Origin of the sequence: Falsiroseomonas frigidaquae (assembly GCF_012163145.1) — a bacterium.
In the GTDB taxonomy this organism is placed as follows: Bacteria; Pseudomonadota; Alphaproteobacteria; order Acetobacterales; family Acetobacteraceae; genus Falsiroseomonas; species Falsiroseomonas frigidaquae.
Map to the genome: position 1 here is coordinate 164,431 of NZ_JAAVTX010000008.1, position 25,332 is coordinate 189,762.

Annotated in this window: 23 protein-coding genes and 1 tRNA gene; 12 read left to right on the forward strand and 12 right to left on the reverse strand. The window is 68.5% G+C overall.

What is annotated here, in order from left to right:
- The first annotated feature begins 10 nt into the window (after window positions 1–10).
- A complete protein-coding gene (locus HB662_RS25700) occupies window positions 11–685 on the forward strand; it encodes a cyclase family protein (protein ID WP_168054330.1) in 675 nt (224 codons plus the stop codon).
- The gene (locus HB662_RS25705) at window positions 682–1,458 is read left to right on the forward strand and encodes an SDR family NAD(P)-dependent oxidoreductase (RefSeq protein WP_168054332.1); all 777 of its coding nucleotides are present in this window, start codon (window positions 682–684) and stop codon (window positions 1,456–1,458) included. Before HB662_RS25700 ends, HB662_RS25705 begins: the two co-directional genes overlap by 4 nt.
- Here the strand turns inward: HB662_RS25705 and HB662_RS25710 are convergent.
- The 5 genes from HB662_RS25710 to HB662_RS25730 all read right to left on the reverse strand — a co-directional run bounded on the left by HB662_RS25710 (window position 1,455) and on the right by HB662_RS25730 (window position 10,430).
- Entirely contained in the window at window positions 1,455–2,123 is a 669-nt protein-coding gene (locus HB662_RS25710) for a glutathione S-transferase family protein (RefSeq protein WP_168054334.1), read from the reverse strand. The genes HB662_RS25705 and HB662_RS25710 overlap by 4 nt on opposite strands.
- Before the next feature lie 79 nt (window positions 2,124–2,202).
- Window positions 2,203–3,315, reverse strand: a complete 1,113-nt coding sequence (locus HB662_RS25715) for an endo-1,4-beta-xylanase (protein ID WP_168054336.1) — start codon at window positions 3,313–3,315, stop codon at window positions 2,203–2,205.
- A complete protein-coding gene (gene gltB, locus HB662_RS25720) occupies window positions 3,312–7,835 on the reverse strand; it encodes a glutamate synthase large subunit (RefSeq protein ID WP_168054338.1) in 4,524 nt (1,507 codons plus the stop codon). Before gltB ends, HB662_RS25715 begins: the two co-directional genes overlap by 4 nt.
- Before the next feature lie 5 nt (window positions 7,836–7,840).
- Entirely contained in the window at window positions 7,841–9,280 is a 1,440-nt protein-coding gene (locus tag HB662_RS25725) for an NAD(P)-dependent oxidoreductase (protein WP_168054340.1), read from the reverse strand.
- Window positions 9,281–9,470: 190 nt separating this feature from the next.
- Entirely contained in the window at window positions 9,471–10,430 is a 960-nt protein-coding gene (locus HB662_RS25730) for a complex I NDUFA9 subunit family protein (RefSeq protein WP_168054342.1), read from the reverse strand.
- Between the two features lie 213 nt (window positions 10,431–10,643).
- On the opposite strand from HB662_RS25730, the gene HB662_RS25735 reads away from it, so the two are divergent.
- Window positions 10,644–10,730: transfer RNA gene (locus HB662_RS25735), tRNA-Leu, on the forward strand.
- A 502-nt stretch (window positions 10,731–11,232) separates the two neighbouring features.
- Here HB662_RS25735 and HB662_RS25740 read toward each other — a convergent pair.
- On the reverse strand, window positions 11,233–12,120 hold the full coding sequence (locus HB662_RS25740; RefSeq protein ID WP_168054344.1) for an FkbM family methyltransferase: 888 nt from the start codon (window positions 12,118–12,120) through the stop codon (window positions 11,233–11,235).
- Window positions 12,121–12,679: 559 nt separating this feature from the next.
- Here HB662_RS25740 and HB662_RS25745 point away from each other — a divergent pair.
- From HB662_RS25745 to hpf, 6 genes are all read left to right on the forward strand, one after another.
- Window positions 12,680–13,333 (forward strand): ribonuclease D, encoded by a 654-nt coding sequence (locus HB662_RS25745; RefSeq protein WP_168054346.1) that lies wholly within the window; start codon window positions 12,680–12,682, stop codon window positions 13,331–13,333.
- 238 nt (window positions 13,334–13,571) lie between these two features.
- Window positions 13,572–14,198 carry an LPS export ABC transporter periplasmic protein LptC gene (lptC, locus tag HB662_RS25750; protein WP_168054348.1) on the forward strand — a complete coding sequence of 209 codons (627 nt, stop codon included), beginning with the start codon at window positions 13,572–13,574 and terminating at the stop codon, window positions 14,196–14,198.
- On the forward strand, window positions 14,195–15,184 hold the full coding sequence (locus HB662_RS25755) for an LptA/OstA family protein (protein WP_168054350.1): 990 nt from the start codon (window positions 14,195–14,197) through the stop codon (window positions 15,182–15,184). The genes lptC and HB662_RS25755 overlap by 4 nt, the downstream gene beginning before the upstream one ends.
- 68 nt (window positions 15,185–15,252) lie before the next feature.
- A complete protein-coding gene (lptB, locus tag HB662_RS25760; RefSeq protein WP_168054352.1) occupies window positions 15,253–16,026 on the forward strand; it encodes an LPS export ABC transporter ATP-binding protein in 774 nt (257 codons plus the stop codon).
- 50 nt (window positions 16,027–16,076) lie between these two features.
- Entirely contained in the window at window positions 16,077–17,567 is a 1,491-nt protein-coding gene (rpoN, locus tag HB662_RS25765; protein WP_168054354.1) for an RNA polymerase factor sigma-54, read from the forward strand.
- 100 nt (window positions 17,568–17,667) lie between these two features.
- The gene (hpf, locus tag HB662_RS25770) at window positions 17,668–18,267 is read left to right on the forward strand and encodes a ribosome hibernation-promoting factor, HPF/YfiA family (protein WP_168054356.1); all 600 of its coding nucleotides are present in this window, start codon (window positions 17,668–17,670) and stop codon (window positions 18,265–18,267) included.
- A gap of 7 nt (window positions 18,268–18,274) precedes the next feature.
- Here hpf and HB662_RS25775 read toward each other — a convergent pair whose 3' ends face one another.
- From HB662_RS25775 to HB662_RS25785, 3 genes are all read right to left on the reverse strand, one after another.
- Window positions 18,275–18,949, reverse strand: coding sequence for a DJ-1/PfpI family protein (locus HB662_RS25775; protein WP_168054358.1), 675 nt, complete (start codon window positions 18,947–18,949; stop codon window positions 18,275–18,277).
- A gap of 71 nt (window positions 18,950–19,020) precedes the next feature.
- A complete protein-coding gene (locus HB662_RS25780) occupies window positions 19,021–19,275 on the reverse strand; it encodes a DUF1150 family protein (RefSeq protein WP_245185912.1) in 255 nt (84 codons plus the stop codon).
- A 59-nt stretch (window positions 19,276–19,334) separates the two neighbouring features.
- Window positions 19,335–19,862, reverse strand: a complete 528-nt coding sequence (locus HB662_RS25785) for an Hsp20 family protein (protein ID WP_168054360.1) — start codon at window positions 19,860–19,862, stop codon at window positions 19,335–19,337.
- Between the two features lie 169 nt (window positions 19,863–20,031).
- Here HB662_RS25785 and def point away from each other — a divergent pair, with 169 nt between their 5' ends.
- Genes def through truA form a run of 3 tightly spaced genes read left to right on the forward strand, consistent with a single transcriptional unit; the run spans window position 20,032 to window position 22,226 of the window.
- Window positions 20,032–20,559, forward strand: coding sequence for a peptide deformylase (gene def, locus HB662_RS25790; protein ID WP_168054362.1), 528 nt, complete (start codon window positions 20,032–20,034; stop codon window positions 20,557–20,559).
- Between the two features lie 23 nt (window positions 20,560–20,582).
- Window positions 20,583–21,464 carry a methionyl-tRNA formyltransferase gene (gene fmt, locus HB662_RS25795; RefSeq protein ID WP_168054526.1) on the forward strand — a complete coding sequence of 294 codons (882 nt, stop codon included), beginning with the start codon at window positions 20,583–20,585 and terminating at the stop codon, window positions 21,462–21,464.
- Entirely contained in the window at window positions 21,465–22,226 is a 762-nt protein-coding gene (truA, locus tag HB662_RS25800) for a tRNA pseudouridine(38-40) synthase TruA (RefSeq protein ID WP_168054364.1), read from the forward strand. It begins immediately after the preceding gene.
- 266 nt (window positions 22,227–22,492) lie between these two features.
- Here the strand turns inward: truA and HB662_RS25805 are convergent, their stop codons facing one another.
- The 3 genes from HB662_RS25805 to dapE form a co-directional block, all read right to left on the reverse strand.
- Window positions 22,493–23,542, reverse strand: a complete 1,050-nt coding sequence (locus HB662_RS25805) for an Ldh family oxidoreductase (RefSeq protein ID WP_168054365.1) — start codon at window positions 23,540–23,542, stop codon at window positions 22,493–22,495.
- Between the two features lie 27 nt (window positions 23,543–23,569).
- A complete protein-coding gene (locus HB662_RS25810) occupies window positions 23,570–24,136 on the reverse strand; it encodes a hypothetical protein (protein WP_168054367.1) in 567 nt (188 codons plus the stop codon).
- A gap of 62 nt (window positions 24,137–24,198) precedes the next feature.
- A complete protein-coding gene (gene dapE, locus HB662_RS25815) occupies window positions 24,199–25,332 on the reverse strand; it encodes a succinyl-diaminopimelate desuccinylase (RefSeq protein WP_342449587.1) in 1,134 nt (377 codons plus the stop codon).

Consider the following 25,332-nt stretch of genomic DNA (forward strand, 5'->3'; position numbering starts at 1 on the left):
GAGCCAGACGATGCAGCGCCTGATCGACCTGTCCACCCCGGTGAAGACCGGCCATTTCCGCTGGGAGGTCGATCGGCGCCTGGCAAAAAGCCACGATACCGGCGCCGGCCAGGCGACCTGGGCCGGCTGGAACCTGCACGCCTTCACCCATATGGACAGCCCGCGCCATGTAGACCCGAAGGGCTTCACCACGGATGCCATCACGCTGGAGATGACGGTGGGGCCCGGCGCGGTGCTCGATGTTTCCGACGTGCCGGCCAATACGCCGATTGAGGCAGCGCGGCTGGAAGCCGCCGGGGCGCATCTGCAGCCTGGCGACTTCGCGCTGATCCGCACGCGCTGGGATGAGCGCGCCAGCATCGACACGCCGGAGTTCTGGCTCAACGCGCCCTGGATGACGGCGGAAGGCTCCATCTGGCTGCGCGAGCGCGGCATCAAGGCGGTTGGCTTCGATTTCCCGCAGGACCATTGCATCCGCTTCTTCCTGACCGGGGAGAAGCGGCCGCCGCTGCCGGAGCACGTCACGCATTACCACCTGCTGGCGCGCGGCGTGATCATGTTCGAATACCTCTGCAACATGGGCGCGCTGGAGCAGAAGCGAAACCAGGTGATCGGCCTGCCGGTGAAGGTGCCGGATTCGGATGGCGCGCCGGCGCGCGTCATCGCCATCGAGGACGCGGCATGACGCTGGCTGGGCAGGTCGCACTGGTCACCGGCGGCGGGTCCGGCATCGGCGCGGGCATCGCGCAGCGCCTGGCGCGGGACGGGGCCGCGGTGCTGGTCGCCGACATCAATCTGGCGGCGGCCGAGCAGGTGGCGGCCGGGATCGTCGCGGCCGGCGGGCAGGCCCTGGCGCAGCGGATGGATGCGGCGGAGCCGGCGGATGCCGCGGCGGCCGTGGCTGCGGCGGAGGCACGCTTCGGCCGGCTGCGGATCGCCATCTGCAACGCCGGCATCACCGACCGCGTGCCGGTGCTGGAGCTGGAGTTGGCGGCCTTCGAGAAGGTGGTGCGGACCAACCTGACCGGCTGCTTCGTCTCCGCCCAGGCGGCCGGGCGGGCGATGGCGCGCGGGCCGGATAGCGGCGGGCGGATCGTCACCGTCTCCTCCGTCTCCGGCCAGTTCGGCGGCACCGGGCGCGCGGCCTATGGCGCCAGCAAGGGCGGGATCGAGACGCTGACCAAGGTGCTGGCGGTGGAGCTCGCGCCGCTCGGCATCCTGGTGAACGGCGTGGCGCCGGGGCCGACGCAGATCGCGCGCACCGCGCATGGCCCACGCCAGCGCGCCGCCTTCCTCGACCGCATGGCGATCAAGCGCTACGCGACGCCGGAGGATATTGCCGGCGCGGTGGCCTTCCTGTGCGGCCCGGACGCCGCCTTCCTGGCCGGGCACATCCTGAACGTGGATGGCGGCTTTGCGGCGGCGGGGGTGATGTATGACCCGGCCGAGGGTGCCTAGAAATCCAGATCGTCGTAGTGCGGCGGCGGCACCACGCCGGTGACGCGGTCGCCCAGCAGCGCGCGGAAGCTCGGGCGGGATTTTACCCGCGCATACCAATCCTTCGCCGCGTCGCAGATCGACCAATCCACGTCGCCGATATAGTCCAGCGTCGAAAGCTGCGCCGCCGCCGCCAGGTCCGCCAGCCCGATCTGAGGCCCGCCGAGCCAGGCCCGCGTCTCCGCCAGCCAGCCGATGTATTCCAGATGCGGCTTCAGGTTCGCATAGCCGGCGCGGATCGCCGTGGCATCCGGGTTGCCGCGGCCGAGCAGCCGCTTCATCTGCTTCTCGAACACCAGGTTGCGGGTGACCTCGGCGTAGAATTTATGGTCGAACCAGGCGACCAGCCGCCGCATCTCCGCCCTTTCGCCCAGCGTGCGGCCGAGCAGCGGCATGTCCGGATAGGCCTCGTCCAGATATTCGCAGATCGCATAGGAATCGGCGATCGACAGGCCGTTCGACTCCTGCAGCACCGGCACGGTGCCGGCCGGATTCACCGCGAGGAATTCCTCGCGCCGCTCCCACACCCGCTCGATCCTCAGATCGAAGGGCAGGCGCTTCTCGGCCAGGGCAAGGCGGACCTTACGGGCGAAGGGGGACAGGGGAAGGTGAAAAAGGATCCGCATGCGTGCCGATATTTGAGACGGCGGGAATATTGCACGCGGCGCCCCGGCGGCCAACCCGCAGCCGCGGGTCGATGACCCGCTAGCCCCGCGGCGGCGCCGCATCCAGCGCGGCGGCGATGGCGGCCCAGATGGGTTTGCGGCGCATCGCGTCGTCATAGGGCAGCGGGCGGGCCCTGGCCGTGTCGCGGCGGCGGTGTTCCGGCAGGCGGCCTTCGCGGATCCAGGAATGGCGATCCGTCAGCCCCCAGGTGACCACGGCGCGCACCGCCGGTTCCTCCAGCGTCGCATCCAGGAAGCGCCGCACCAGATCCGCCGCGGCGGCATCGCGCGGGCCGGCGGCGGCCGGCAGGGCGCGGCAATTCACATCCAGCTCCGTCACCTCGATGGTCAAGCCCAGCGCCGCGACATCCGCCAGGAAGGCGCGCCATTCGGAGGCCTCGAAGGGCTGCCCCGCCTGCAGATGCGCCTGCATGCCCAGAACCTGCACCGGCGCGCCAGCCTGGCGCAGCCCGCGCAGCAGGCCGAGCACGCCAAGCCGGCGGCGGCGCGACCAGGCGGTGGCGTGCTCGCAGCCGAAATCATTGTAGGCGAGGCGTGCATTGGGGTCGGCCGCGCGGGCGATATGGAAGGCCTGCGGCAGGTAGTCCGGGCCGATCCGGTTCAACAGCCAGGTGCGGCGCAGGAAATCCGGGCGGCCATCCTCCGGCGCCACTGCCTCATTCACCACGTCCCAGGTGGTGACCTGGCCCCGCCAGCACAGCACGGTGGCATCCACATGCTGCGCCATGGCGGCGGCGGTGCCGCGGGCAGAGAGGTCCGACAGCCAGCGCGGCTCGCTCTCATGCCACAGCAGCGTGTGGCCGCGCACGGCCATGCCGTTGCGGCGCGCGAAATCGAAAAGCTGGTCGGCACGGCGGGTGCGGCGATTGCCGGGCTGCGGCTCCAGCTCCGCCCATTTCATCTCGTATTCGGCGACCAGTAGCCCGCAATCGGCGAGGAAGGCGGCCATCAGATCCGGCTCCGCCATCTGCCGGGTGCTGGTGGCGGCGCCGAAGGCCAGGCCCTTGGCGGCGGCGCGGGCATGCAGGCCGCCACCCGGCGCGGCGGGCGGCGTCACCATCCCCGGCTGCGCCGTGGCACAGCCGGGAATGGCAAGCGCCAGCAGCCCGCGCCGCGTGGCGGCGCCGATCACTCGGCGGCGACGGCCAGCGCGTCTTCCATCGGCTGCGGCAGGTAGCGGGCATAGTCCTTCGGCACGACATGCCAGAAGTTCAGCCGCTCCGTCGCCCAGTCGTTCAGCAGGCGCGCGGCGAAGGGGCTGTTCGTCTCCTCCACATGACGGGCGATGTGTTCGCGCAGCGCCGCATCCCAATGGGCCGAGCCGCCAACGCGGCACCAGCGCAGCGATTCCGGATTCACCCGCTGCTCGAAGCTGCCATCCGCGTCGTAGATGAAGGCCATGCCGCCGGTGAAGCCGGCGCCGAAATTGTCACCGACCGGGCCGAGGATCACGACGGTGCCGCCCGTCATGTATTCGCAGCCATTGGCGCCGACGCCTTCCACCACCGCCAGCGCGCCGGAATTGCGCACCGCGAAGCGTTCACCCGCCTGCCCTGCCGCGAACAGCGCGCCGCTGGTCGCGCCATAGAGGCAGGTATTGCCGATGATGGTATTGTCCTTCCACACCAGCGTGGAGGACGGCGCCGGCCGCACCACGATGGTGCCGCCGGACAGGCCCTTGCCGACATAGTCATTGGCATCGCCGAAGACTTCCAGCTTCAGCCCGCGCACCGCGAAGGCACCCAGCGACTGGCCGGCGGAGCCGCGCAGGCGGACGGAGAGATGGCCGCGCTGCAGCCCCTCCATGCCGAAGCGGCGGACGATCTTGCTGCTGATCTTGGTGCCGATGGCGCGGTGCGTGTTGCGGATGTTGTAGGCGAGCTGCATCTTCTCGCCGCGTTCGAACAGCGCCGCCGCATCGCGGATCATGTCCGCATCCAGCGTCTCCGGCACCTCGTTGCGGCCCTCCAGCGTGCAATAGGCGGCATGCGCGCCGGCATCGGCCTTCACCAGAAGCGGGTTCAGGTCGAGGTCGTCCAGATCCTCCGCGCCGCGGCTGACCTGACGCAGCAGGTCGGTGCGGCCGATCACCTCCGTCAGGCGGCGGAAGCCGAGGCCGGCGAGAATTTCCCGCACCTCCTCCGCCACGAAGCTGAACAGGTTGATGACCTTCTCCGGCGTGCCGGCAAACTTCTGCCGCAGCGCATCGTCCTGGGTGCAGACGCCGACCGGGCACGTGTTGCTATGGCACTGGCGCACCATGATGCAGCCCATGGCGACGAGGCTGGCCGTGCCGATGCCGAATTCCTCGGCGCCCAGCATGGCGGCGATCACCACGTCGCGGCCCGTCTTGAGGCCACCATCGGTGCGCAGCTTCACGCGATGGCGCAGGCGGTTGAGCATCAACACCTGATGCGTCTCGGTCAGCCCCATCTCCCAGGGCAGGCCGGCATGCTTGATGGACGACACGGGGGACGCACCCGTGCCGCCGGAATGGCCGGAGACCAGGATCGCATCCGCCTTCGCCTTCGCCACCCCAGCGGCGATGGTGCCGATGCCGCTGCGCGCCACCAGCTTCACGCAGACGGTGGCTTCCGGGTTGATCTGCTTCAGGTCGTAGATGAGCTGCGCCAAGTCTTCGATGGAGTAGATGTCGTGGTGCGGCGGCGGGCTGATCAGCATGACGCCCGGCGTGGAATGCCGCAGCTTGGCGATGAGTTCCGTCACCTTGAAGCCGGGCAGCTGCCCGCCCTCGCCGGGCTTGGCGCCCTGGGCGACCTTGATCTCGATTTCCTTGCAGTTGTTCAGGTATTCGGCGGTAACGCCGAAGCGGCCCGAAGCGATCTGCTTGATGGCGGAATTCGCATTGTCGCCATTGCGCCGCGGCCGCGCGCGCGCCGGATCCTCGCCGCCCTCGCCGCTGTCGCTGCGGGCGCCGATGCGATTCATGGCGATGGACAGCGTCTCATGCGCCTCGGGGCTCAGCGCGCCGAGCGAGATGCCTGGCGCCACCAGGCGTTTGCGGATTTCCGTGATGCTTTCGACTTCCTCGAGCGAGACCGGCACCCGGCCCTCGGCGCGGAAATCCAGCAGGTCGCGCAGCGCCACCGGCGGCAGCTTGCGCACGCCTTCCGAATACCGCTTGAAAGTCTGGTAGCTGTCCGTCTCCACAGCCTTCTGCAGCGTGTGGATCAGGCTGCCGTCGAAGGCATGGTTCTCGCCCCGCTTGCGCAGCTTATACAGACCGCCGACCGGCAGCGTCACCACATCCGCATCCCAGGCCTTCGCATGCAGCGCCAGCACGCGCCGGGCGATGCCGGACAGGCCGATGCCGGAGATGCGGCTGGCGATGCCGGGGAAGAACTCCGCGACCAGGGCCCGGGACAGCCCGATCGCCTCGAAATTCATGCCGCCGCGGTAGGAGGAGATGACGGAGATGCCCATCTTGGACATCACCTTCAGCAGCCCCTTGTCGACCGCCTTCTTGTAGCGTGCCACGCAATCCTTCAGCGACAGCTCGCCGAACAACCCGCGGCGGTGCCGGTCCGCGATGCTTTCCTGCGCGAGGTAGGCGTTCACCGTGGTGGCACCCGCGCCGATCAGCACGGCGATGTAGTGCACATCGATGGATTCGGCGCAGCGCAGGTTCAGGCTGGTGAAGGTCCGCAGCGAGTTCTTAACCAGATGCGTGTGCACGCCGCCGACCGCCAGGATCATCGGTATGGCGGCGCGATCCGGCCCCTGCCCCTCATCGGTCAGGATCACATGCGCGCAGCCGCTGCGCACACCTTCCTCGGCCTCGCGCCGGATGCGCTCGATGGCGTGGCGCAAGCCGGCCTCGCCCTCGGCAACCGCGAAGGTGCAGTCCACCACGCAGGCGGTGTCGCCCATATAGGCGCGCATGGCGGCGAATTCCGCGTTGGACAGAACGGGGCTGTCCAGCATCAGCATGTCGCACTGGGTCGGGTCCTCATCGAGGATATTGCCCAGATTGCCGAGGCGCGTCTTCAGCGACATCACCCGCGTCTCGCGCAGGCTGTCGATCGGCGGGTTGGTGACCTGGCTGAAGGACTGACGGAAATAATGGTGCAGGCCGCGATACTGGGTGGAGAGCACGGCGATGGGCGTGTCGTCGCCCATGCTGCCGATCGCCTCCGCCGCTTCCTCCACCATCGGGTGCAGGATCGTCTCCAGTTCCTCCAGCGTATAGCCCATGGCGAGCTGGCGGCGGCGCAGCGCTTCCCCGGTCAGCTCCGCATGCTCATCCGCGCCGGCCTTGACGATGCCGTCGATGCGCGTGGTGCGGCTGGTCCAGTCACCGAACGGCTTGCGGGAGGATAGCGCATCCTTCAGCTCCGTGTCGCCATAGAAGCGGCCAGTGGCGAGATCGACGCCGACGCATTGGCCGGGGCCGACACGGCCCTTTGCCACCACGCGATCCTCGGCGATCTTCACCATGCCGGTCTCGGAGCCGATGACCAGGATGTTGTCCGTGGTGATGCTGTAGCGCATCGGCCGCAGCCCGTTGCGGTCCAGCCCGCCGATCACCCACTTGCCGTCCGTCGCCGCGATCGCCGCCGGGCCGTCCCAGGGCTCCATCACCGCATTGCAGTAGAGGAACATCTCGCGATGCGCCTCCGGCATGGTGGCGTTGCTGCCCAGGCTTTCCGGGATCAGCATCGACTTCGCCATCGGCGCGTCGCGGCCGCCGCGCACCAGCAGCTCGAACACATTGTCCAGCGTCGCGGTGTCGGACCCGCCCGCCTGCACGATCGGCTTGATGTCGTCCATGTGGGCATCGAGCAAGGGATGCGCCAGCCGCGTCTCATGCGACTTCATCCAGTTGATGTTGCCGTGGACGGTGTTGATCTCGCCGTTATGCGCCAGCATGCGGAAGGGCTGTGCCAGGCGCCAGGTGGGGAAGGTGTTGGTGGAATAACGCTGGTGGTAGATCGCGAAGCGGCTGACGAAGCGCGCATCCAGCAGGTCGGGGTAGAATTCCGTCAGGCTCTCGGCCAGGAACATGCCCTTGTAGACGATGGACCGGCAGGACAGGGAACACAGGTACAGTTCCGGAATCTGCGCCGCGATCGCCTGCTTCTCGATCTTGCGGCGGATCACATACATGTCCCGCTCGTACAGATCCTCATCCACGCCGCGCGGGTTCCACAGCAGGATCTGCTCGATCTCCGGCCGCGTCGCATTGGCCTTCTCGCCGATGCAGGACACGTCGATCGGCACCTGGCGCCAGGAGTAGATGTTGTAGCCGGCGGCGAGGATCTCCGATTCCACGATCTGCCGGCAGCGCTCCTGCGCGCTCAGATCGGTCTTCGGCAGGAACACCATGCCGACCGCGATGCGGCCCGGCCGCAGCCGGTCGCCGCCGCGCTCCACGACTTCCGCGAAGAAATCCTGCGGGATCTCGATATGGATGCCGGCGCCGTCGCCGGTCTTGCCATCCGCATCCACCGCGCCGCGATGCCACACCGCCTTCAGCGCATCGATGCCGGCCTGCACCACCTTGCGATGCGCCTGGCCATCCAGGGACGCCACCAGGCCGACGCCGCAGGCATCGTGTTCCGTCAGGTCGATCTGCGCTTCGGAAGACAGCAGCGCGTGCTGGGACTGATAATCCTCGACGTAGTTCGCCATCGTCGTCACTCCGCCGCCACGGCGAGCGCCGCGGACTTCTGCTCGATGTAGCTGTGCATGGTCTCCGCCGCGTCGCGCCCGTCGCGGATCGCCCAGACGACGAGGCTCGCGCCGCGCACGATGTCACCCGCCGCGAAGACGCCCGGCAGCGCCGTCATCATCGTGCGGTGGTCAACCTTCAGCGTGCCCCACTTCGTCACCGGCAGCGCCGGCTCATTGAAGGCCTTGGGCAAATCCTCCGGGTCGAAGCCCAGCGCCATGATGACGAGGTCCGCCGGCAGGTCGAAGCTGCTGCCCGGGATCGCCTGCACCTGCTGGCGGCCCGTCGCATCCGGCAGGCCGAGATGCATGCGGTGCGCGCGCACGGCGGTGACGGCGGCATCGCCCAGGAAGGCCTCCGGCGCGCCGAGCCATTCGAAGGTCACGCCTTCTTCCTCGGCGTTGTACACTTCCCGCATCGAGCCCGGCATATTCGCCTTGTCGCGGCGATAGAGGCAGGTGACGGAGGTGGCGCCCTGGCGCACCGCGGTGCGGACGCAATCCATCGCCGTGTCGCCGCCACCGATGACGACCACGCGCTTGCCGGCGGCGTTCATCGTGCCGCTCGCCATGCCGGGCACATTCTCACCCAGCCCGGCGCGGTTCGAAGCCGTCAGGTAATCCAGCGCCGGGACGATGCCCGGCAGGCCGATGCCGGGGGCGGCCATGTCGCGCGCCTTGTACACGCCGGTCGCGATCAGCACGGCGTCGTGCTTCACGCGCAGCTCCTCCAGCGTGATGTCGCGCCCGACCGCGACGTTCAGGTGGAATTGGATGCCGCCTTCCTCGAACTGCTTCCAACGCCGCAGCACCACCTCCTTCTCCAGCTTGAAGTTGGGGATGCCGTAGATCATCAGCCCGCCAACGCGGTCGTAGCGGTCATAGACATGCACCTGGTAGCCGCGCATGCGCAGCCGCTCCGCAGCCGCCAGGCCGCCCGGGCCGGCGCCGATGATGCCGACGGACTGCGCCAGTTCACGCCGCGGCTTCGGCGCCTTGACCCAGCCATTCTCCCATGCGGTATCGGTGATGTACTTCTCCACCGATCCGATGGTGACACTACCAAAATCCTTCTCGATGACGCAGTTGCCTTCGCACAGCCGGTCCTGCGGGCAGATGCGGCCGCAGATCTCGGGGAAGGTGTTGGTGGCGGCGGCGACCTCATAGGCCTCCTCCAGCCTTCCTTCCGCGGTCAGCTTCAACCAGTCCGGGATGTTGTTGTTCAGCGGGCAATGCACCTGGCAGAACGGCACGCCGCACTGGCTGCATCGGCTGGACTGCGCCGCCGCGGCCTGGGGCGCGAATTCCTGGTAGATCTCGGCGAAATCCTCGCGGCGCGCCGTGGCCGGGCGCTTGTCCGGCTGGTGCTGGTCGAGGCGCACGAATTGCAGCATCCGATCGGCCATGGCGGCGCAGGCTCCTGACAGCGCGCAACCATCCGGCGGCGGCGCGGGGAGGCCCTCCTACACCAGCGCCGAAACGGACGCGAGTCCGTTTTGCGCTGATCTGACAGCTCAGCTGTCATATTTTCTTCTCCCGCCCCCGACATTCTTAACCGCGCCGGCGCAGGAGGCACTCAAAAGGTCCGATCCGGCCTCACGCCATCGCGAGGTCGCGCCGCCCGCCGCCAGGACGGAACCGGCGCAGATAGGCCGGCACCACCGACTCAACGGATTTCGGGGCGATGCCGAGGGCGGCCAGGCCGGGCATGCCCTCCGCCGCCACATTGTCCTTCGCCAGCAGCAGAAGCTGGTCGCGGGTCAGCGCCGGGTTCGGCAGCTTCTCCATGATGCTGGCCTGCAGGCGCATCAGCCCCATCGGCATCTCGACCAGCCGGCGGCGCCGGCGGGTGGTGTCCAGGATGAAGCGCAGCACGTCCCGCATCGTCATCACGCGCGGGCCGCCCAGCTCATAGGTGGTGCCCTGTGCCTGGTCCTGTTCCAGCGCCGCCATCACCGCATCCGCCACATCGGCTACATAGACCGGCTGGAAGCGTGAATTGCCGGAGACCACCGGCATGAAGGGCAGCATCTGCGACATGCCGGCGAAGCGGTTGAAGAACTGGTCCTCCGGCCCGAACACCACCGAGGGACGCAGGATCGTCGCGGTGGGGAAGGCCGCCAGCACCGCCGCCTCACCCTGCGCCTTGCTCCGCGCGTACAGGCTCTCGCTGTTGGCGTCGGCGCCGATGGCCGAGACATGCACCATGCGGCGCGCGCCAGCCCTGGCGGCGGCCTCGGCGATCAGGCCCGGCGCCTCGCCCTGCACCCGCGCGAAATCGCCGGCGCGGCGCTCATGCAGGATGCCCACCAGGTTGATGACGACATCGGCGCCCGAGACGGCCCGCGCCAGCGCCGCGGCATCGGTGACCGAGACCTGCAGCGGCACGATCTGCCCGACCCGCCCCTGAGTCGTCAGGAAGCGCATGCCGGCGGGGTTCCGCGTCGCCACACGCACCACATAGCCCTGCGCCGCCAGCCGCTGCACCACGTAGCGGCCGATGAAGCCGGCGCCACCGAACACCGTCGCAACCCTGCGATCCCGCCCCACCTGCATCACCCGCACTCCATCCGAAGCTGACCATTCGCTGCCGGACCATATGGGGGCGGAGAGACAACGCCAAGCAGTGACCCGGGCCAAGCAGTGGACCGGACCAGGTAGTGGACCGGGCCAAGGCAATGTCACGCCACGGCAAGAATTCCATCCGACCCCGCTTGACGGAAAACGGAGCCGCCCGTAAATCCCGCCTCACGTCGGAAGACGCCCCTTGCCCAGGTGGCGGAATTGGTAGACGCGCTGGCTTCAGGTGCCAGTGACCGCAAGGTCGTGAAGGTTCGAGTCCTTTCCTGGGCACCACCATAGGTTTGCCGAGACGGGTGTAAGCTTGGTGATATGCGCTGCGGCGCGTCCGCCATGAGCGAGTGCGCGTTGCCAGTGCCATCGCACAGCGAGACTGCCGGGCCGCTTGATCGTTCATAGCGCCGGAACAGGTTCTTACGTCGCTGGTCCATGCGCTCGTGTATCAAACGGATTTCCTCCACCAAGACTGAGGAAGCGCGGTATCACGTGACTGGGGGGCGAATCACGCGTCGTGTTTAGCGACGCCACGGAGGCCACTAGCCGCGCAAGCAGATGTGCACCGCACATATTGAAATTAATAGTTGTCCGATGCTAGGTCAGGTGAGGAAATTTTCACTGAGCCGTCGCCGCTCCTGCTCTTTGTGCTGGACGACGTGCACCAAGCAGAGCCTATGGGCAGCGCGAACGAGGGGCGCCAACTTGGATGTATGCCGAGGAAAATTCCAGCTCTAGAACACCCTTAGCAGCATTACGCGTAGAATGTCCTGCTACGCCAAATTCAGGGTGAGGTGGACTTGGCACTCGGAATCTTGAGGCCCCCGATAGCCCTTGAGGGATGACGCAACAAGACGTTACGAGATGACGATGGCCGATCGGCTTTGATGTCGGACAGACTCCCGTCATGTTCCGAAAGCCAGTAGGCATCATACCCGAGCGGCGTGACAAGACCCGTTACCGAGGCCAAGATCTCGGGTGTCAGAATTTCAGCTAAGATCGTAGGCTTGTGCATGTTGATCGATTTAATCCCTCCGCGGATAACATGAAATTCATGCTCTTCCACGTCAATTTTCATCAGGTCGACGGGCCGGCCCTGAAGAAAATTATCAATGCTAATTTTGTTAATTCGCTTCACGGCGACAGATTTTCCGCGATCAACAACGGACGCACCGGTGGACATCAGCCGGGGACCGCTCCGGATATTCATGTCGATCCAGCCCTCACCATCTGAAACTGCGGCCAAGTGAGGGCGCACCTTGAAGAATCTGTTCGCTTGGGCGTTGACGAACAGACGCGCAAAAATATGATCTATGGCTTCGAAAGCATCAATTTCCGCTTTTGGATTAGACAGCGCCGCAACCAGCGAAAACAACCCAACATGGGCCCCAATATCAAGGATGGCCGAGGATTCTTTGCACAACAATGACCAAGCGCGAAGTGTATGTTCCTCGTAGTCGAAGGCTCCATTCCAGTTTGCGCAGTAGGCGAACACCTCGTCGTTATTGCAAAACATAACGAAAGGCGCCACATACTTGGTTACGACCTCTGCGTAGCCGTAGAAAGGATAGTTCTTTCGGCGCTCCGAAAATTCCTTCGTTTCCATAGGCCCCAACGCCTTTGCATCAGCGCTGATCCTAGCTCCGAATTCTTCGAGCGCCTCTAAGTTCATGGTTTTCGCCTTGGATTGTCGGATTTAGTTACTTCTTCGCACACACCCGATTTAAAGTAAAGTTGGATAGCAGCAGATCATCTTCTGTGCGCTTCAAGGATCGTGCAAGGCCGGAGCCCTCCTCTTCCCATGAGACTATGACGCCTCCCCGTCGGCTTATGTTCGGCACGCGCCGCGTCGCGCCGCAAGATGCGGGCCGGCGTTGAGGAAGGCGATGAAGCGGCACTCACCCGACTCGCTCCGATCGCAGAGACCCGTCAGCCCTGCCCTCGGTTCAACTGGCGTATGCGAAGGTTCGCCCAACAGCAGGCCGGCGGGCTTCGGGGTGCTGCCGACGCGGATGGGCGAGCCCTGCCCGCCGCAACTACATTGCCTGGCCCGGCACCCTGGTTTACTAGGGCCCAGAGAATGGCACGGGCTTGGTGCAATGGCATCCGAACCTGGGTAGTTTTCGCTCCGCCTCTGTAATCGTCGCTCATGGTTTTTCAGATGCTTAAGGCGGTAGCTGTTGCGAAAAGCTGCCTTTCCTGGGCACCACTCCATCGGGGTCACAACGGCGGTGGGTTCCACCCTTTTCACGAAGGCCGCCGTGATCCGACTGCATCGGCATGACTTGCCGGACGACCTGAACTTCGGGTCCTCCGTCGCCATCGATACCGAAACAATGGGCCTCGACCCGCGGCGCGACCGGCTTTGCCTGGTGCAGCTCTCCGCAGGCGACGGAACCGCGCATTGCGTGCAGATCCTGCCCGACCGGCTTGGTGGCCGCGGCGCGGATTGCCCCAACCTGAAGCGCCTGCTGGCCGACCCGGCGGTGCTGAAGATCTTCCACTTTGCCCGCTTCGACGTCGCCGCGCTGTACAATGCGCTGGGCGTGGTGGTGGCGCCCGTGGTCTGCACCAAGATCGCCTCCAAGCTGGTCCGCACCTACACGGACCGTCACGGCCTGAAGGACCTGTGCCGCGACCTGCTGGGCGTCGACCTGTCCAAGCAGCAGCAATCCAGCGACTGGGGCCAGGCCGAGCTGACGCCGGAGCAGCTGACCTATGCGGCGTCCGACGTGCTGCATCTGCATGCGCTCTGGGCGCGGCTGAAGGCGCTGCTGGAGCGCGAGGGGCGGCTGGACATCGCCCAGGCCTGCTACCACTTCCTGCCCATGCGCGGTCGGTTGGACCTGCTGGGCTATGAGGACCCGGACATCTTCGCGCATTGATCCGGCCATTCGCCGCCTGCGCACCGCGCCGGCGGCACGAAATGGCCAGCGCGTTAACATCCGGCGGGCAGGAGCGGTCGCCGTGGCACGTTTCTTGTCCGCAGGGCAGGAGACGCCTGTTCTGCGCGTTGACCCTCCGCTCCGCGAGGCTCATAGAAACCAGGTGAGATTGCCGCCGCCCATTTCCGTCAGGCCCCAGGCCACGTCCGGCACTGCCGCTCGTGCCCCGGCGCGCCGCATGCTGGCGCCCTCGCGGGAACGCCGCGCGCCGAGCGCGGGGCAATTGGCGCGGCGGCGCATCCTGGTCAGCGTCGCCAAGCGGCTGCTGCCCCTGGCGGCGGTGGCGCTGCTGGCCACCGTGGCGCTGTGGCCGGAGCTGGACAGCGCGGCGGATCGTGGCCGCGTCGCCTTTCGCCGCGTTCTGCAGGCGGCACCGGATGCGCTGCGAATCGTTGATCCGCGGTATCAGGGGGTGGATGAGCAGAACCGCCCCTACACGGTCACGGCCAGCCTCGCGACGCAGGGCGGCAACGAGGATGTTGTGGTGCTGAACGAACCGCGGGCCGACCTGCTGCTGGGCGACAGCGCCTGGGTCTACCTCGAATCGCAACAGGGCCGCTTCGACCGCCCGACCAACCGGCTGGACCTCGCCGGGCAGGTCACCGTGCACCATGATGACGGCACCCAGTTCGTGACGCAGCGCGCAGCCATCGACCTGAACGCCGGTGCCGCCACGGGGGATGAGCCGGTGGCGGCGCAGGGCCCCTTCGGCAATCTGACGGCGGAAGGCTTCCGGCTGTTCGACCGTGGCCAGGTGGTGGTGTTCACCGGCCGCGCCCGCGCGGTGCTGGAGGGCGGACGATGAGGCGCACCGGTCTTGCCCTCGCGGCACTGCTGCTGGCGCTTCCTGTACAGGCGCAGAACCTGGACCTGAACCAGGGCGGGCCGGTGGAAATCACCGCCAATGACGGCATCGAGTGGCGCCAGCAGGAACAGGTGGTGATCGCCCGCGGCCAGGCGCGCGCGGTGCGGGACGGCGTGACGGTGGATGCGGACCGGCTGATCGCACGCTATCGCCCGCGCGGCGGCGCCAACGCCCCGGCGCCCGAGCCCGGCGGCAGCCCGCTATCCGGCGGCGAGATCTGGCGGCTGGAGGCTGAGGGCAGTGTCCGCGTCACCTCCACCACCGAACGCGCGGAAGGTGAGCGTGCGGTCTATGACATGGACCAGGCGGTGATGGTGCTGTCCGGCCGCGGTCTGTCGCTGACCACGCCGGACCAGCGCATCACCGCGCGCGACAGCCTGGAATACTGGCCGCAGCGCCGCATGGCGGTGGCCCGGGGTGGCGCCGTCGTGGTCAGTTCGGATGGCAGGCAGATCGCCGCCGATACGCTTGTCGCCTATTTCCTCGACGCGCCGGCGGAAGGCGCGCCCACGGCCGCACCCGCACCGGCACCCGCACGCCCCGCATCGCCGCCGGTGGCCGGCCTGCCGGCTGCGAATGAAAGCAGCCGCATCGAACGCGTCGAAGCCTATGGCGGCGTCGAGATCCGCTCCGCCGAGGAAGTCGTGCGTGGCGAACGTGGCATGTACAGCCCGCAGACCGGCCTCGCGCGGCTGGTCGGCGGCGTCCGCATCACCCGTGGGGAGAACCAGTTGAACGGCCAGGAAGCCATCGTGAATCTGCGAACCGGCGTGTCCCGGCTGATCTCCGCCCCCGGCACGCGCGTGCAGGGGCTGGTGGTGCCGGGGCAGCAGCAGCCGGGCCAGGCCACGGTGCCCCCGGCCCAGCGGCCCGCGCCGCGCACCCCCGCCCCGCCGCCGGCACGGCGCCCGAGCGCAACACCATGAGCGCGCCAGGGCGCGACACCATGAGCTCGCCAGGGCGCGACACCATGAGCTCGCCAGGGCGCGACACCATGAGCGGCACCGGCGACCCGCGCCAGCCGCCGATCCGGCTGGCCGCGCAGAATGCCGGGCTGGTCGCGACCGGCCTCGGCAAGCGCTACAAGAAGCGTCCGGTGGTGCGGAACGTCTCGCTGAACCTGCGGCGTGGCGAGGCGGTGGGGCTGCTCGGCCCGAATGGCGCCGGCAAGACCACCACCTTCTACATGATCACCGGCCTGGTGCAGCCCGATGAGGGCACCGTCACCATGGACGGCCACGACGTGACCTACCTGCCGATGTACCGCCGCGCCCGCCTCGGCCTCGGCTACCTGCCGCAGGAGGCCTCGATCTTCCGCGGCCTGTCAGTGGAGGACAATATCCGCGCGGCGCTGGAGGTGGTGGAGCCGGTGCGCGACCGGCGGGAGCAGATGCTGGACAGCCTGCTGGCCGAGTTCGGCATCGCGCATCTGCGCCGCGCGCCCGCACTGGCCCTTTCGGGCGGCGAACGCCGGCGTTGCGAGATCGCCCGCGCGCTGGCCACCCAGCCCAGCTACATCCTGCTGGACGAGCCGCTGGCCGGCATCGACCCGATCGCGGTGGGAGAGATCCGCGATTTGGTGAAGCACCTGAAGGATCGCGGCCTCGGCGTGCTGATCACCGACCACAATGTGCGTGAGACGCTGGAGATCATCGACCGCGCCTACATCCTGCACGACGGCCAGGTGCTGATGGAGGGCAACCCGCGCGACATCGTCGCGCATGAGGGTGTGCGGCGTGTCTATCTCGGCGAAAGATTCTCGCTCTAGACTGGCCGGATGATCAGGGCCGCGCATCGCCGGGTTGGGGGCTGAGGATCGTGGCGCTCGGACCACGCCTCGACCTGCGGCAGTCGCAGTCCCTGGTGATGACGCCGCAATTGCGGCAGGCCATCAAGCTGCTGCAATCCAGCAACGTGGAAGTCACCGCCTTCGTCGAGGAGGAGCTGGAGCGCAACCCGCTGCTGGAGCGCGACGACCGGCCGGAACCCGCGACGCGGGCCGATGAACGCGCGCCCGAAGCGCCCGCGCCGGAGCCCACCGATGCGCATGCCGCAGCCACCTCCGGCGAGATGCCGGCGGAGAGTGCGGCGCCGCTCGATGCCGACTACGGCAATGTCTATGACAGCGACGGGCCTGGCGGCGGCTTCGCCGAATCAGGCGGCCGTGGTGGCCGCGCCGATTTCGACGACAGCCTGTCCGACATCGAGGATCTCGCCGATGGCCGGAAGTCGCTGCGCGAGCATCTGGGCGAACAGGTCCGCCTGACCTTCGGCAATGCGCAGGAAAGGCTGATCGCGGCGCAGATGCTGGCGCTGGTCGATCCCGCCGGGCGCATGACCATCGAGGACTGGCAGATCGCCAACGCCATGGGCTGCGACGTGGCGCAGGTGGCGGGCGTGCGGGCGCGGCTGCAGCGGCTCGATCCCGTCGGCATGTTCTGCCGCGACCTGCGCGAATGCCTGGCGGTGCAGCTGGCCGAGCTGAACCGGCTCGACCCCTGCATGGACCGCCTGCTGGACAATCTGGACATGCTGGCGCGGCGCGACCTGCGTGGGCTGATGAAGGTGTGCGAGGTCGATTCGGAAGACCTGGCGGACATGATCGCGGAGCTGAAGCGCCTGGACCCGAAGCCGGGCGCCAGCTTCGACGCGCCGCCGGCCATGGCGGTGGTACCGGATGTGCTGATGAAGCGCCTGCCGGATGATGGCTGGGCGGTGGAGCTGAACCCGGAGACCCTGCCCCGCGTGCTGGTCAACCGCGGCTTTCATGCCCGCGCCGTGGTCGGCGCCAAGTCGCGTGACGACAAGGCCTTCATCGCGGACCGGTTGCAATCGGCCACCTGGCTGGTGAAGTCGCTGGAACAGCGCGCCAACACCATCCTGAAGGTCGCCGCCGAGATCGTCCGCCGGCAGGATGGCTTCTTCCGCCACGGCGTGGCGCATCTGCGGCCGCTGATCCTGCGCGACGTTGCCGAATATGTCGCCATGCATGAAAGCACCGTGAGCCGCGTCACCGCCAACAAGTACATTGCGACGCCGCGCGGAACCTTCGAGCTTAAGTATTTCTTCACCACTGCCATCGCCGGAACACTTGGCGGCGAAAGCCACTCCGCCGAGGCCGTCCGGTTCCGCATCCGGGAGATGATCAGCGCCGAGACGATGGAGGATGTCCTTTCCGACGACGCAATCGTCGAGCGTTTACGCAAGGAGGGAGTGGACATCGCCCGTCGAACGGTGGCCAAATACCGTGAGGCGTTGCGCATCCCATCATCGGTGCAACGCAAGCGGGAGAAGGCCGTCCCGGCCTGATCCGCGGCCTGATCTCATGCCGCATCCGCGGCGGGGTACTATGCCGCCTATCCCACCGGGCGCGGCCTTCCCCCATAGCGGAGGAAGGAGCGAGGCTCGCATGCATATCACCGTCGCAGGCAAGCAGGTCGAAACCGGAGAGGCGCTGAAGACGCATGTGCGGGATGGTCTCACCACCATATCCCGCAAGTATTTCGACCACGCCGTCGAAGCAAACGTGACCTTCAGCCGAGACGCCAAGGGCCACGCCTTCCTCTGCGACATCAACCTGAAGGCTGGCCGCAACCTGTTCCTGCGCGGCGAGGGCGAGGGTGCCGACGCGCACCGCGCCTTCACCGTGGCGGCGGAGCACGTCGCCAAGCGCCTGCGCCGCTACCGCCGCCGCATGAACGACCACGCCCGCAGCCTGGCCGCCGAGCGCGAACCCGAAGTGGCCGAAGTCGCGCGCCAGGTGGTGCTGCGGCAGGAGGAGGATGAGGAGACACCCGACCCCGCGCTGGAGGAGGCCGGCGACAACCCCGCCGTGGTGGCGGAGACGCCAGCCGAGATCCATCGGCTGACGGTGGGCGAGGCGGTGATGCGGATGGATCTGGCGCATGTGCCGGTGCTGATGTTCCGCAACCGGGCGACGAACGGCCTGAACGTCGTCTATCGCCGCGGCGACGGAAATATCGGCTGGATCGACCCGAAGACGGCCTGAGGCACCCTCACCCCGCCGCCACCTCCGCAACCAGCGCCTCGCGCGCCTGCCGGGTGGCGGCGGTCTTCGCCCGCACGGCGGCGAGAATGTCGGGCGGTGCGGTCTCGGGGCTGCCGGAGTCGAAGGGCGGCGCCGGGGCGTATTCCAGGCCGAGCTGGATCGCCTGCGCCGCGGCCGGCCCGGCGATTTCCGCCACCAGGGCCAGGGCGAAGTCGATGCCGGCGGTGACGCCGCCGCCGGTGAACAGGTTGCCGTCCTGCACCACCCGCGCCTGCACCGGAATCGCACCGAGCGGAGACAGCAGGTGGTGGGCATTCCAATGGGTCGTGGCGCGCTTGCCGCGCAGCAGCCCGGCCGCGCCGAGCACCAGCGCGCCGGTGCAGACCGAGGTGACATAGCGCGCACCGGGCGCCTGGCGGCGCAGGAAATCCAGCACCGCCGGGTCGCGCAGCAGCGCGTTCACCCCGCCCCCACCAGGTACGCAGATGATATCGAGCTGCGGGCAGGTGCCGAAATCGGTGGTGGCCAGCAGGGTGAGGCCGGTCGAGGCCCGCACCGGCCCGGTCTGTGCCGCCACCAGATGCATTCGCGCGCACGGCAGGCCGGCCAGCACCTCATAGGGGCCGGTGAGGTCCAGTTGCTGTACGTCCGGAAACAGCAGCAGGCCGATCTCGATGGTCATGTTCCGTCTCCTGCCCGGGTTGTCCCGGCAGGCTAGACGGGACCGCGGACGGGGGAAAACCCCCGCCCTGATCAATGCACCAGCATCGGCTCCATATCGTGCTGGCGGATCGCCGCGGCGGCGAGATCGGCGTTCGGCGCCGCGCCGATCGGCGTGCCATCGGCGGCATGGATAGCGAAGGCCAGCGCGCCGTTCATCACGACCGGGCGCAGATAGGCCACGGCATCCGCACCGAGGCGGGCGAAATCGAGGTTCGACAGGCTCCGCAGAGCCATCGGGGTCATATTCATGCGGCCCTCACCGGCGCCGCCATCAAAGTCGGACATGGTGTTCTCCTTCCGGCACGGCCGTTCCTGGCCCGTGCCAACGTAACGCAAAACGGGTCTCAGCTTTCCTTGACCCGATTATCAGCCAGTCTCTCACCCGGCTGCCTGTCGCCCTGCAGCTTCTCACCCGGCTGGCCGCCGCCCACCTGCCCCACGACGGGGCGCTGCGGGCCGTTGCCGCGCGTGGCGATCTGGATGGTCTTGACCCGCACCTCCGGCACCGGGCGGCGCAGGTCGACATGCAGCAGGCCGTTATCCAGCCAGGCTCCCTCCACCTCGATCCCCTCGGCCAATACGAAGGCGCGCTGGAATTGCCGCGCGGCGATGCCGCGATGCAGGAATATCCGGCCCTCGCTATCGTCGCGCTGGCGGCCGCGGATCACCAGCTGATTGTCTTCCTGCGTGATCTGCAGGTCATCCATCGAGAAGCCGGCAACCGCCAGCGTGATGCGAAGCCGCGTCTCCGCGGTCTGCTCGATGTTGTAGGGCGGGTAGCCGTCGGCACTTTTCTGCACCCGGTCGAGCATCTGCTCCAGATGATCGAAGCCGAGGAACAGGGGTGAGCCGAACAGCGATGATCGTGACATATCTTAAGGTGCCTCCTCGCTCAGGAGCGAAGCCGTGGTCTCGCGGGGCCCCAAGGCACCCCGCTTGCTCCAATTTTGGCGCCGGGGCCTGCCGTTGCAAGGGGGGCAAGGCGGGGCTACCTCTCCGCCCTTCCCCCGTGATGTCCCGCCATGCGGGCGAGTGATAGACATGACCTCCGCAACAGACCTGCTGCCCATCCTCAATGTTCCGGACCCGCGGCTGCGCGCCAAGGCCAAGCCCGTGCCGGCCGGGGATGCGCGCATCGGCGACCTCTCCGCCCGCATGCTGGCCACCATGTACAAGGCGCCCGGCATCGGGCTGGCGGCACCGCAGGTGGGCGAGCTGCTGCGCCTGGTCGTGCTCGACCTGCATGAGAACGACATCCCGGCGCCGATGGTGCTGGTGAACCCGGAGATCATCGCCGAAAGCGCCGAGATGGCGGTGCGCGAGGAAGGCTGCCTGTCCCTGCCCGGCCAGTATGCGGATGTGACGCGGCCGGCCCGGGTGAAGGTGCGCTACCACGACCTGACCGGCGCGAAGAAGGAAATCGAGGGCGACGGCCTGCTCGCTGCCTGCCTGCAGCATGAAATCGATCATCTCGATGGCGTGCTGTTCGTGGACCATATCTCCGCCTTGAAGCGCAACATGCTGCTGCGGAAGCTGGCCAAGGAACTGAAGCTGAAGGCGCAGGAGTGAGCACGAAGCTCCGCCTCGCCTTCATGGGCAGCCCGGATTTCTCGGTTCCGGCGCTGCGGGCATTGCATGCGGCGGGGCATGAGATCGTCGCGGTCTATGCCCAGCCGCCGAAGCCGGCCGGGCGCGGCCAGCGGGAGACCCCCTGCCCGGTACATCGCGCGGCGCTGGAACTCGGCCTGCCGGTCCGCACCCCGGCCCGGGTGAAGCGGGATGCGGCGGAGCATGCGGCATTCGCGGCGCTGGATCTCGATGTGGCGGTGGTCGCGGCCTATGGGTTGATCCTGCCGAAGCCGATGCTGGAGGCGCCCCGGCGCGGCTGCCTGAACATCCATGCCTCGCTGCTGCCGCGCTGGCGCGGCGCAGGGCCGATCCAGGCGGCGATCCTGGCCGGCGACCGGGAAACCGGCATCACCATTATGCAGATGGAGGAAGGGCTGGATACCGGCCCGATGCTGCTTCGCGAGTCCACGCCGATCGGTCCCCGCACCACCACGCCCGAACTGCACGACGCGCTGTCGGCCATCGGCGCCCGGCTGATCCTGCGCGCGCTGGAAGAAAATCCACCGGCGACGCCGCAGCCGGAGGATGGCGTGACTTATGCGCCGAAGCTGGCCAAGGCGGATGGGCGGCTGGACTGGACCCAGCCCGCCGAAGCGCTGGACCGCCGCATCCGCGCGCTCACCCCCTGGCCCGGCTGTTTCTTCCAGGCCGGCGAGGAGGTGCTGCGGGTGCATGCGGCGGAGCCGCTGCCCGGAAGCGGCGCCCCCGGCACGCTGCTGGCGCCCGATGTCGTGGCCTGCGGCGCGGGCGCGCTGCGGCTGCTGCGCCTGCAACGCCCCGGCCGCGCCGCCATGCCCACCGCCGACCTGCTGCGCGGCTACAGCCTGCCCGCGCAGCTGACCTGAATGCCTCGCTACGCGCTGCTGCTGGAATATGACGGCACGAATTTCTGCGGCTGGCAGCGCCAGCACGACCTGCCCAGCGTGCAGAAGCTGCTGGAGGAAGCGGCCGCGCCGCTGAACCACGGCGTGCCGCCCACCGTCACCGCCTCCGGCCGCACCGATGCGGGCGTGCATGCGGAAGGCGCGGTGGCCGATCTGGAACTGGCGCTGGACCTGCCGCCGCAGCGTGTGCGGGACGCCATCAATTTCCGCACCCTGCCCCACCCCGTGGTGGTCCGCGCCGCCGCGCGGGTGGCGGATGGCTGGTCGGCGCGCTTCGATTGCCTCGGCCGTGGCTATCGCTACCGCATCCTCAACCGTCCGGCGCGGCCAGCGCTGGAGGCCAGCAAGCTTTGGCATGTGAAGCGCCCGCTGGATGCGGCGGCGATGCATGAGGCGGCGCAGATGCTGCTCGGCCGGCATGATTTCTCCGCCTATCGCGCCGCCGCCTGCCAGGCGAAATCCGCCATCCGCACGCTGGACCGGCTGGATGTGGCGCGGGTCGGGGAGGAGGTGCAGGTGACCGCGGAAGCCCGCAGCTTCCTGCACCATCAGGTCCGCAACCTGGTCGGCACGCTGTACGAGGTCGGCCACGGCCGCCGCCCCGTGACCTGGCCGCGCGAGGTGCTGGAGGGGCTGGACCGCGGCAAGGCGGGCCAGACGGCGCCGCCGGATGGGCTGGTCTTCCGGTTCGCGCGGTACGAGCCGGCGCCGGAGTGGGTGTAGTCATCCCCCAGATCAAGTGACCTGCACCGGATTAGGCTTAAGGCCCTGGCCATCGTAGCCCACGCTTCTTGGGCACCCATGCCACCGCGACTGGTGCTCGGCATGAGCTTCTTGCTTGCCGTCAGCCGAGGTGCCGTGGAGCCTGACCGGCCCCTTGCAGTCGACGCAGCGGATCATCTGACGCCTATTGCCGAGTGCCAGCGCGACGCTCAGTCTGCGCCATTCGCCATCTGTGCCCTTGATCTCGATATCCGTTGCGAGCGGCACTACACCGCCTCCGGCAGCGCCAAATCGAACCGCTGTGCCAGCTTGGCCAGCGCCGGCAGGATCGCCGGGTGCAGCGCCACCCCTTCCGCCATCGCCTGCGCCCGGCGCGCCATGGCGCGTTCGCCCGGCAGGCGGGGCGCCTCGCCGCCCGGCTTCGGCGGATTGCCGTGCACCGCATCCGCCATCCAGCCGGTTTCCCGCAGGAAGGCCTGGGTACCGCCGAAGCGGGCCGGGTCGATCACCATGACCAGGACGGAGGCGCCCCAGCCGGTCGGCGCATCGGCGCGGCCATGGCCGGCGAGCGCGCTGGTCAGCACCTCGATCAGCAGGCCGAGCGCGAAGCCCTTGTGCCCAGCCTCCACCCCGCCGAGCGGCATCAGCGTGCCATCCGCCCAGAACACGTTGGGGTCCCGCGTCGGCGCGCCATTCGCGTCCAGCAGCACCTCATGGTCGAACAGCTTGCCCTCGGCGCGCTTGCGGCCGGTCATGCCGTTGGTGGTGACGGACATCGACACATCGATCAGCACCGGGCCATCCGGCGTCGGCCAGGCGGCGGCCAGCGGGTTCGGCGTGTAGATCCGCCGCGTGCCGCCCCAGGGCGCGACCGACCCGGTGGCGGGGTCGGAGCAGGTCAGCAGCAGCATACGCCCGGCGGCGGCCACGGGCGGGCCATAGGCGGCAAGGCAGCCGATATGGTGGCAGCGGCCGATGCTGACCACGCCGATCCCGGCCTCGGCCGAGGCTGCCTCCGCCCGCGCGATGGCGCGGCGCACCAGCCAGGGGCCGGGCAGCTTGCGGCCATCCCAGGTCTCGGCGACCGCGGTGGCGGAGACCAGTTCCGGCTCACCCGTCGCGCGCATGTCGCCGGAAACCAGGGAATCCAGGTACGGGGTCAGCAGCGCCAGGCCATGCGTGTCGTGGCCCATCAGGTCGCCCTCGAGCAGCACCTCCGCCACCGCGCGGGCCTTCTCCGATTCGAGCCCCGCGGCGGCGCAGGCCGTGGTGGCGAAGCGCAGCAATCCCGCCACCTCGTAGCGCGCATCCGGCATGGTTCGTCTCCCTGATCCGTTGTTGCGTCAGCCGCCCGAAAGCCGCTGCACGAAGCCCGCGATGAACAGGCCGAGCGCCAGGTCCAGCACCACCAGCCCGGTCGCCCGCCCGCCGGAAATTCCCAGCGCGGCCCGCGCCATGAACCATTCCAGCCACAGCGAATAGCCGACCACCGCCAGCGTCAGCCCCTGCGCCAGGATGGCGGGCGGCCCGGCCAGCAGCACCAGCGCCAGCGCGATCTGCACAAGGTACTGCATCACGCTGATCCAGTTCCACGCCACCACGAAGCGCGGCCACAGCGCGGCGCGGCCCCAGCCGGCGATCACCGGCAGGCAGACCAGGGCGAACAGCACCCAGCCATAGACATAGCCGGTAAGCTCCGCCGCCAGTGGCCGCAGCAGCCCGGCCGGCGGCATCTCCATGGTTGCCCAGGCAAAGACGCGCAGGCCGAGGAAGGCCGGCAGGCAGATCGCCGCCGCGGCGAAGGACCGCAGGGCGCCGGCCGGCGTCGTCTCCATCAGCGCCAGCCCCTCCGCCCGGCCACGGCCGAGCAGCAGGGCGCCGAGCAGGCCGGCGGTGATGGCGAGGCGCAACGGTGGCTCCGGCGGCAGGCCCGGCGGTGGCGGGCCGGGCGGCGGCGCGTTGGGGGTGCCGCTCAGCCGAGCACCTCCTCGATCACCCGGGCATAAAGCCGGGTGAGAGCGCGCAATTCCTCGACCGGCGTCGATTCATCCGCCTTGTGCATGGTGGCGCCGACGGCGCCGAGTTCCGCCACCGGGCAGAACCGCGCGATGAAGCGGGCGTCGGAGGTGCCGCCGCCGGTATCGAGCTTCGCCGCCTGCCCCGTCTCCGCCAGCACGGCGCGTTCCAGCGCGGCGACGAAGGGGCCGGGCTGGGTGAGGAAGGATTCGCCGCTGCACACCACGTCCAGTTCGTGTCGCGGCGCCTCGCGTTCCAGCGCCGCGCGCAGATGCGCGGTCAGGCTGGCCTCGCTGTGCAGGTCGTTGAAGCGGATGTTGAGCCGCGCGGTCGCGCTGGGCGGGATGACGTTGGTCGCCGGGTTGCCGACGTCGAAGCTGGTGACCTGCAGCGTCGTCGGCTCGAAGAATTCGCTGCCCTGGTCGAGCGGCGTGCCGGTGAGCGCGGCCAGCACGCGGACCAGGCGGTGGATCGGGTTGTCGGCGCGCTGCGGATAGGCGCTGTGGCCCTGCGTGCCATGCACCGTCAGCGTCGCATTCAGGCTGCCGCGGCGGCCGACCTTGATGGTGTCGCCCAGCACCGCCTTGCTGGTGGGCTCCCCCACCACGCAGCAATCCGGAACTTTTCCCGAGTTGGCCAGCCAGTCCAGCACCTTGGCGGTACCGTCGATGGCTGGGCCTTCCTCGTCTCCCGTGATGAGGAGCGAGAGGGTGCCTGGCATGTCGGGGCGCCGCGCCAGCACATCCGCCACGGCGGCGACCCAGGCGGCGACGCCGCCCTTCATGTCCGTGGCGCCGCGGCCGAACAGCAGGCCGTCCCGCACCTCCCCACCGAAGGGATCAACGCTCCAGCCGGTTGTACCGGGCGGCACCACATCGGTGTGCCCGGCGAACATCAGATGCGGGCCAGCCTCGCCGCGGATGGCGAACAGGTTCTCCACCTCGCCGAAGCGCAGCCGGTGGCAGGCGAAGCCGAGCGGCGCCAGCGCCGCCTCCAGCACCGCCAGCGCGCCGTCATCGACGGGTGTGACGGATCGGCAGCGGATCAGCGCCTGGGCCAGCGGCACCGGGTCCGGAACGTCATTCCTCAC

What these genes read in the sequence shown, in the direction of transcription:
- HB662_RS25710 (WP_168054334.1), bottom strand. Translation starts at nt 2,123, where the DNA reads ATGCGGATCCTTTTTCACCTTCCCCTGTCCCCCTTCGCCCGTAAGGTC.
- HB662_RS25740 (WP_168054344.1), bottom strand. Translation starts at nt 12,120, where the DNA reads ATGAACTTAGAGGCGCTCGAAGAATTCGGAGCTAGGATCAGCGCTGAT.
- fmt (WP_168054526.1), top strand. Translation starts at nt 20,583, where the DNA reads ATGGGCAGCCCGGATTTCTCGGTTCCGGCGCTGCGGGCATTGCATGCG.
- hpf (WP_168054356.1), top strand. Translation starts at nt 17,668, where the DNA reads ATGCATATCACCGTCGCAGGCAAGCAGGTCGAAACCGGAGAGGCGCTG.
- truA (WP_168054364.1), top strand. Translation starts at nt 21,465, where the DNA reads ATGCCTCGCTACGCGCTGCTGCTGGAATATGACGGCACGAATTTCTGC.
- def (WP_168054362.1), top strand. Translation starts at nt 20,032, where the DNA reads ATGACCTCCGCAACAGACCTGCTGCCCATCCTCAATGTTCCGGACCCG.
- lptB (WP_168054352.1), top strand. Translation starts at nt 15,253, where the DNA reads ATGAGCGGCACCGGCGACCCGCGCCAGCCGCCGATCCGGCTGGCCGCG.
- HB662_RS25780 (WP_245185912.1), bottom strand. Translation starts at nt 19,275, where the DNA reads ATGTCCGACTTTGATGGCGGCGCCGGTGAGGGCCGCATGAATATGACC.
- gltB (WP_168054338.1), bottom strand. Translation starts at nt 7,835, where the DNA reads ATGGCGAACTACGTCGAGGATTATCAGTCCCAGCACGCGCTGCTGTCT.
- HB662_RS25775 (WP_168054358.1), bottom strand. Translation starts at nt 18,949, where the DNA reads ATGACCATCGAGATCGGCCTGCTGCTGTTTCCGGACGTACAGCAACTG.
- HB662_RS25755 (WP_168054350.1), top strand. Translation starts at nt 14,195, where the DNA reads ATGAGGCGCACCGGTCTTGCCCTCGCGGCACTGCTGCTGGCGCTTCCT.
- HB662_RS25730 (WP_168054342.1), bottom strand. Translation starts at nt 10,430, where the DNA reads ATGCAGGTGGGGCGGGATCGCAGGGTTGCGACGGTGTTCGGTGGCGCC.
- HB662_RS25700 (WP_168054330.1), top strand. Translation starts at nt 11, where the DNA reads ATGCAGCGCCTGATCGACCTGTCCACCCCGGTGAAGACCGGCCATTTC.
- HB662_RS25725 (WP_168054340.1), bottom strand. Translation starts at nt 9,280, where the DNA reads ATGGCCGATCGGATGCTGCAATTCGTGCGCCTCGACCAGCACCAGCCG.
- HB662_RS25705 (WP_168054332.1), top strand. Translation starts at nt 682, where the DNA reads ATGACGCTGGCTGGGCAGGTCGCACTGGTCACCGGCGGCGGGTCCGGC.
- HB662_RS25785 (WP_168054360.1), bottom strand. Translation starts at nt 19,862, where the DNA reads ATGTCACGATCATCGCTGTTCGGCTCACCCCTGTTCCTCGGCTTCGAT.
- lptC (WP_168054348.1), top strand. Translation starts at nt 13,572, where the DNA reads ATGCTGGCGCCCTCGCGGGAACGCCGCGCGCCGAGCGCGGGGCAATTG.
- HB662_RS25805 (WP_168054365.1), bottom strand. Translation starts at nt 23,542, where the DNA reads ATGCCGGATGCGCGCTACGAGGTGGCGGGATTGCTGCGCTTCGCCACC.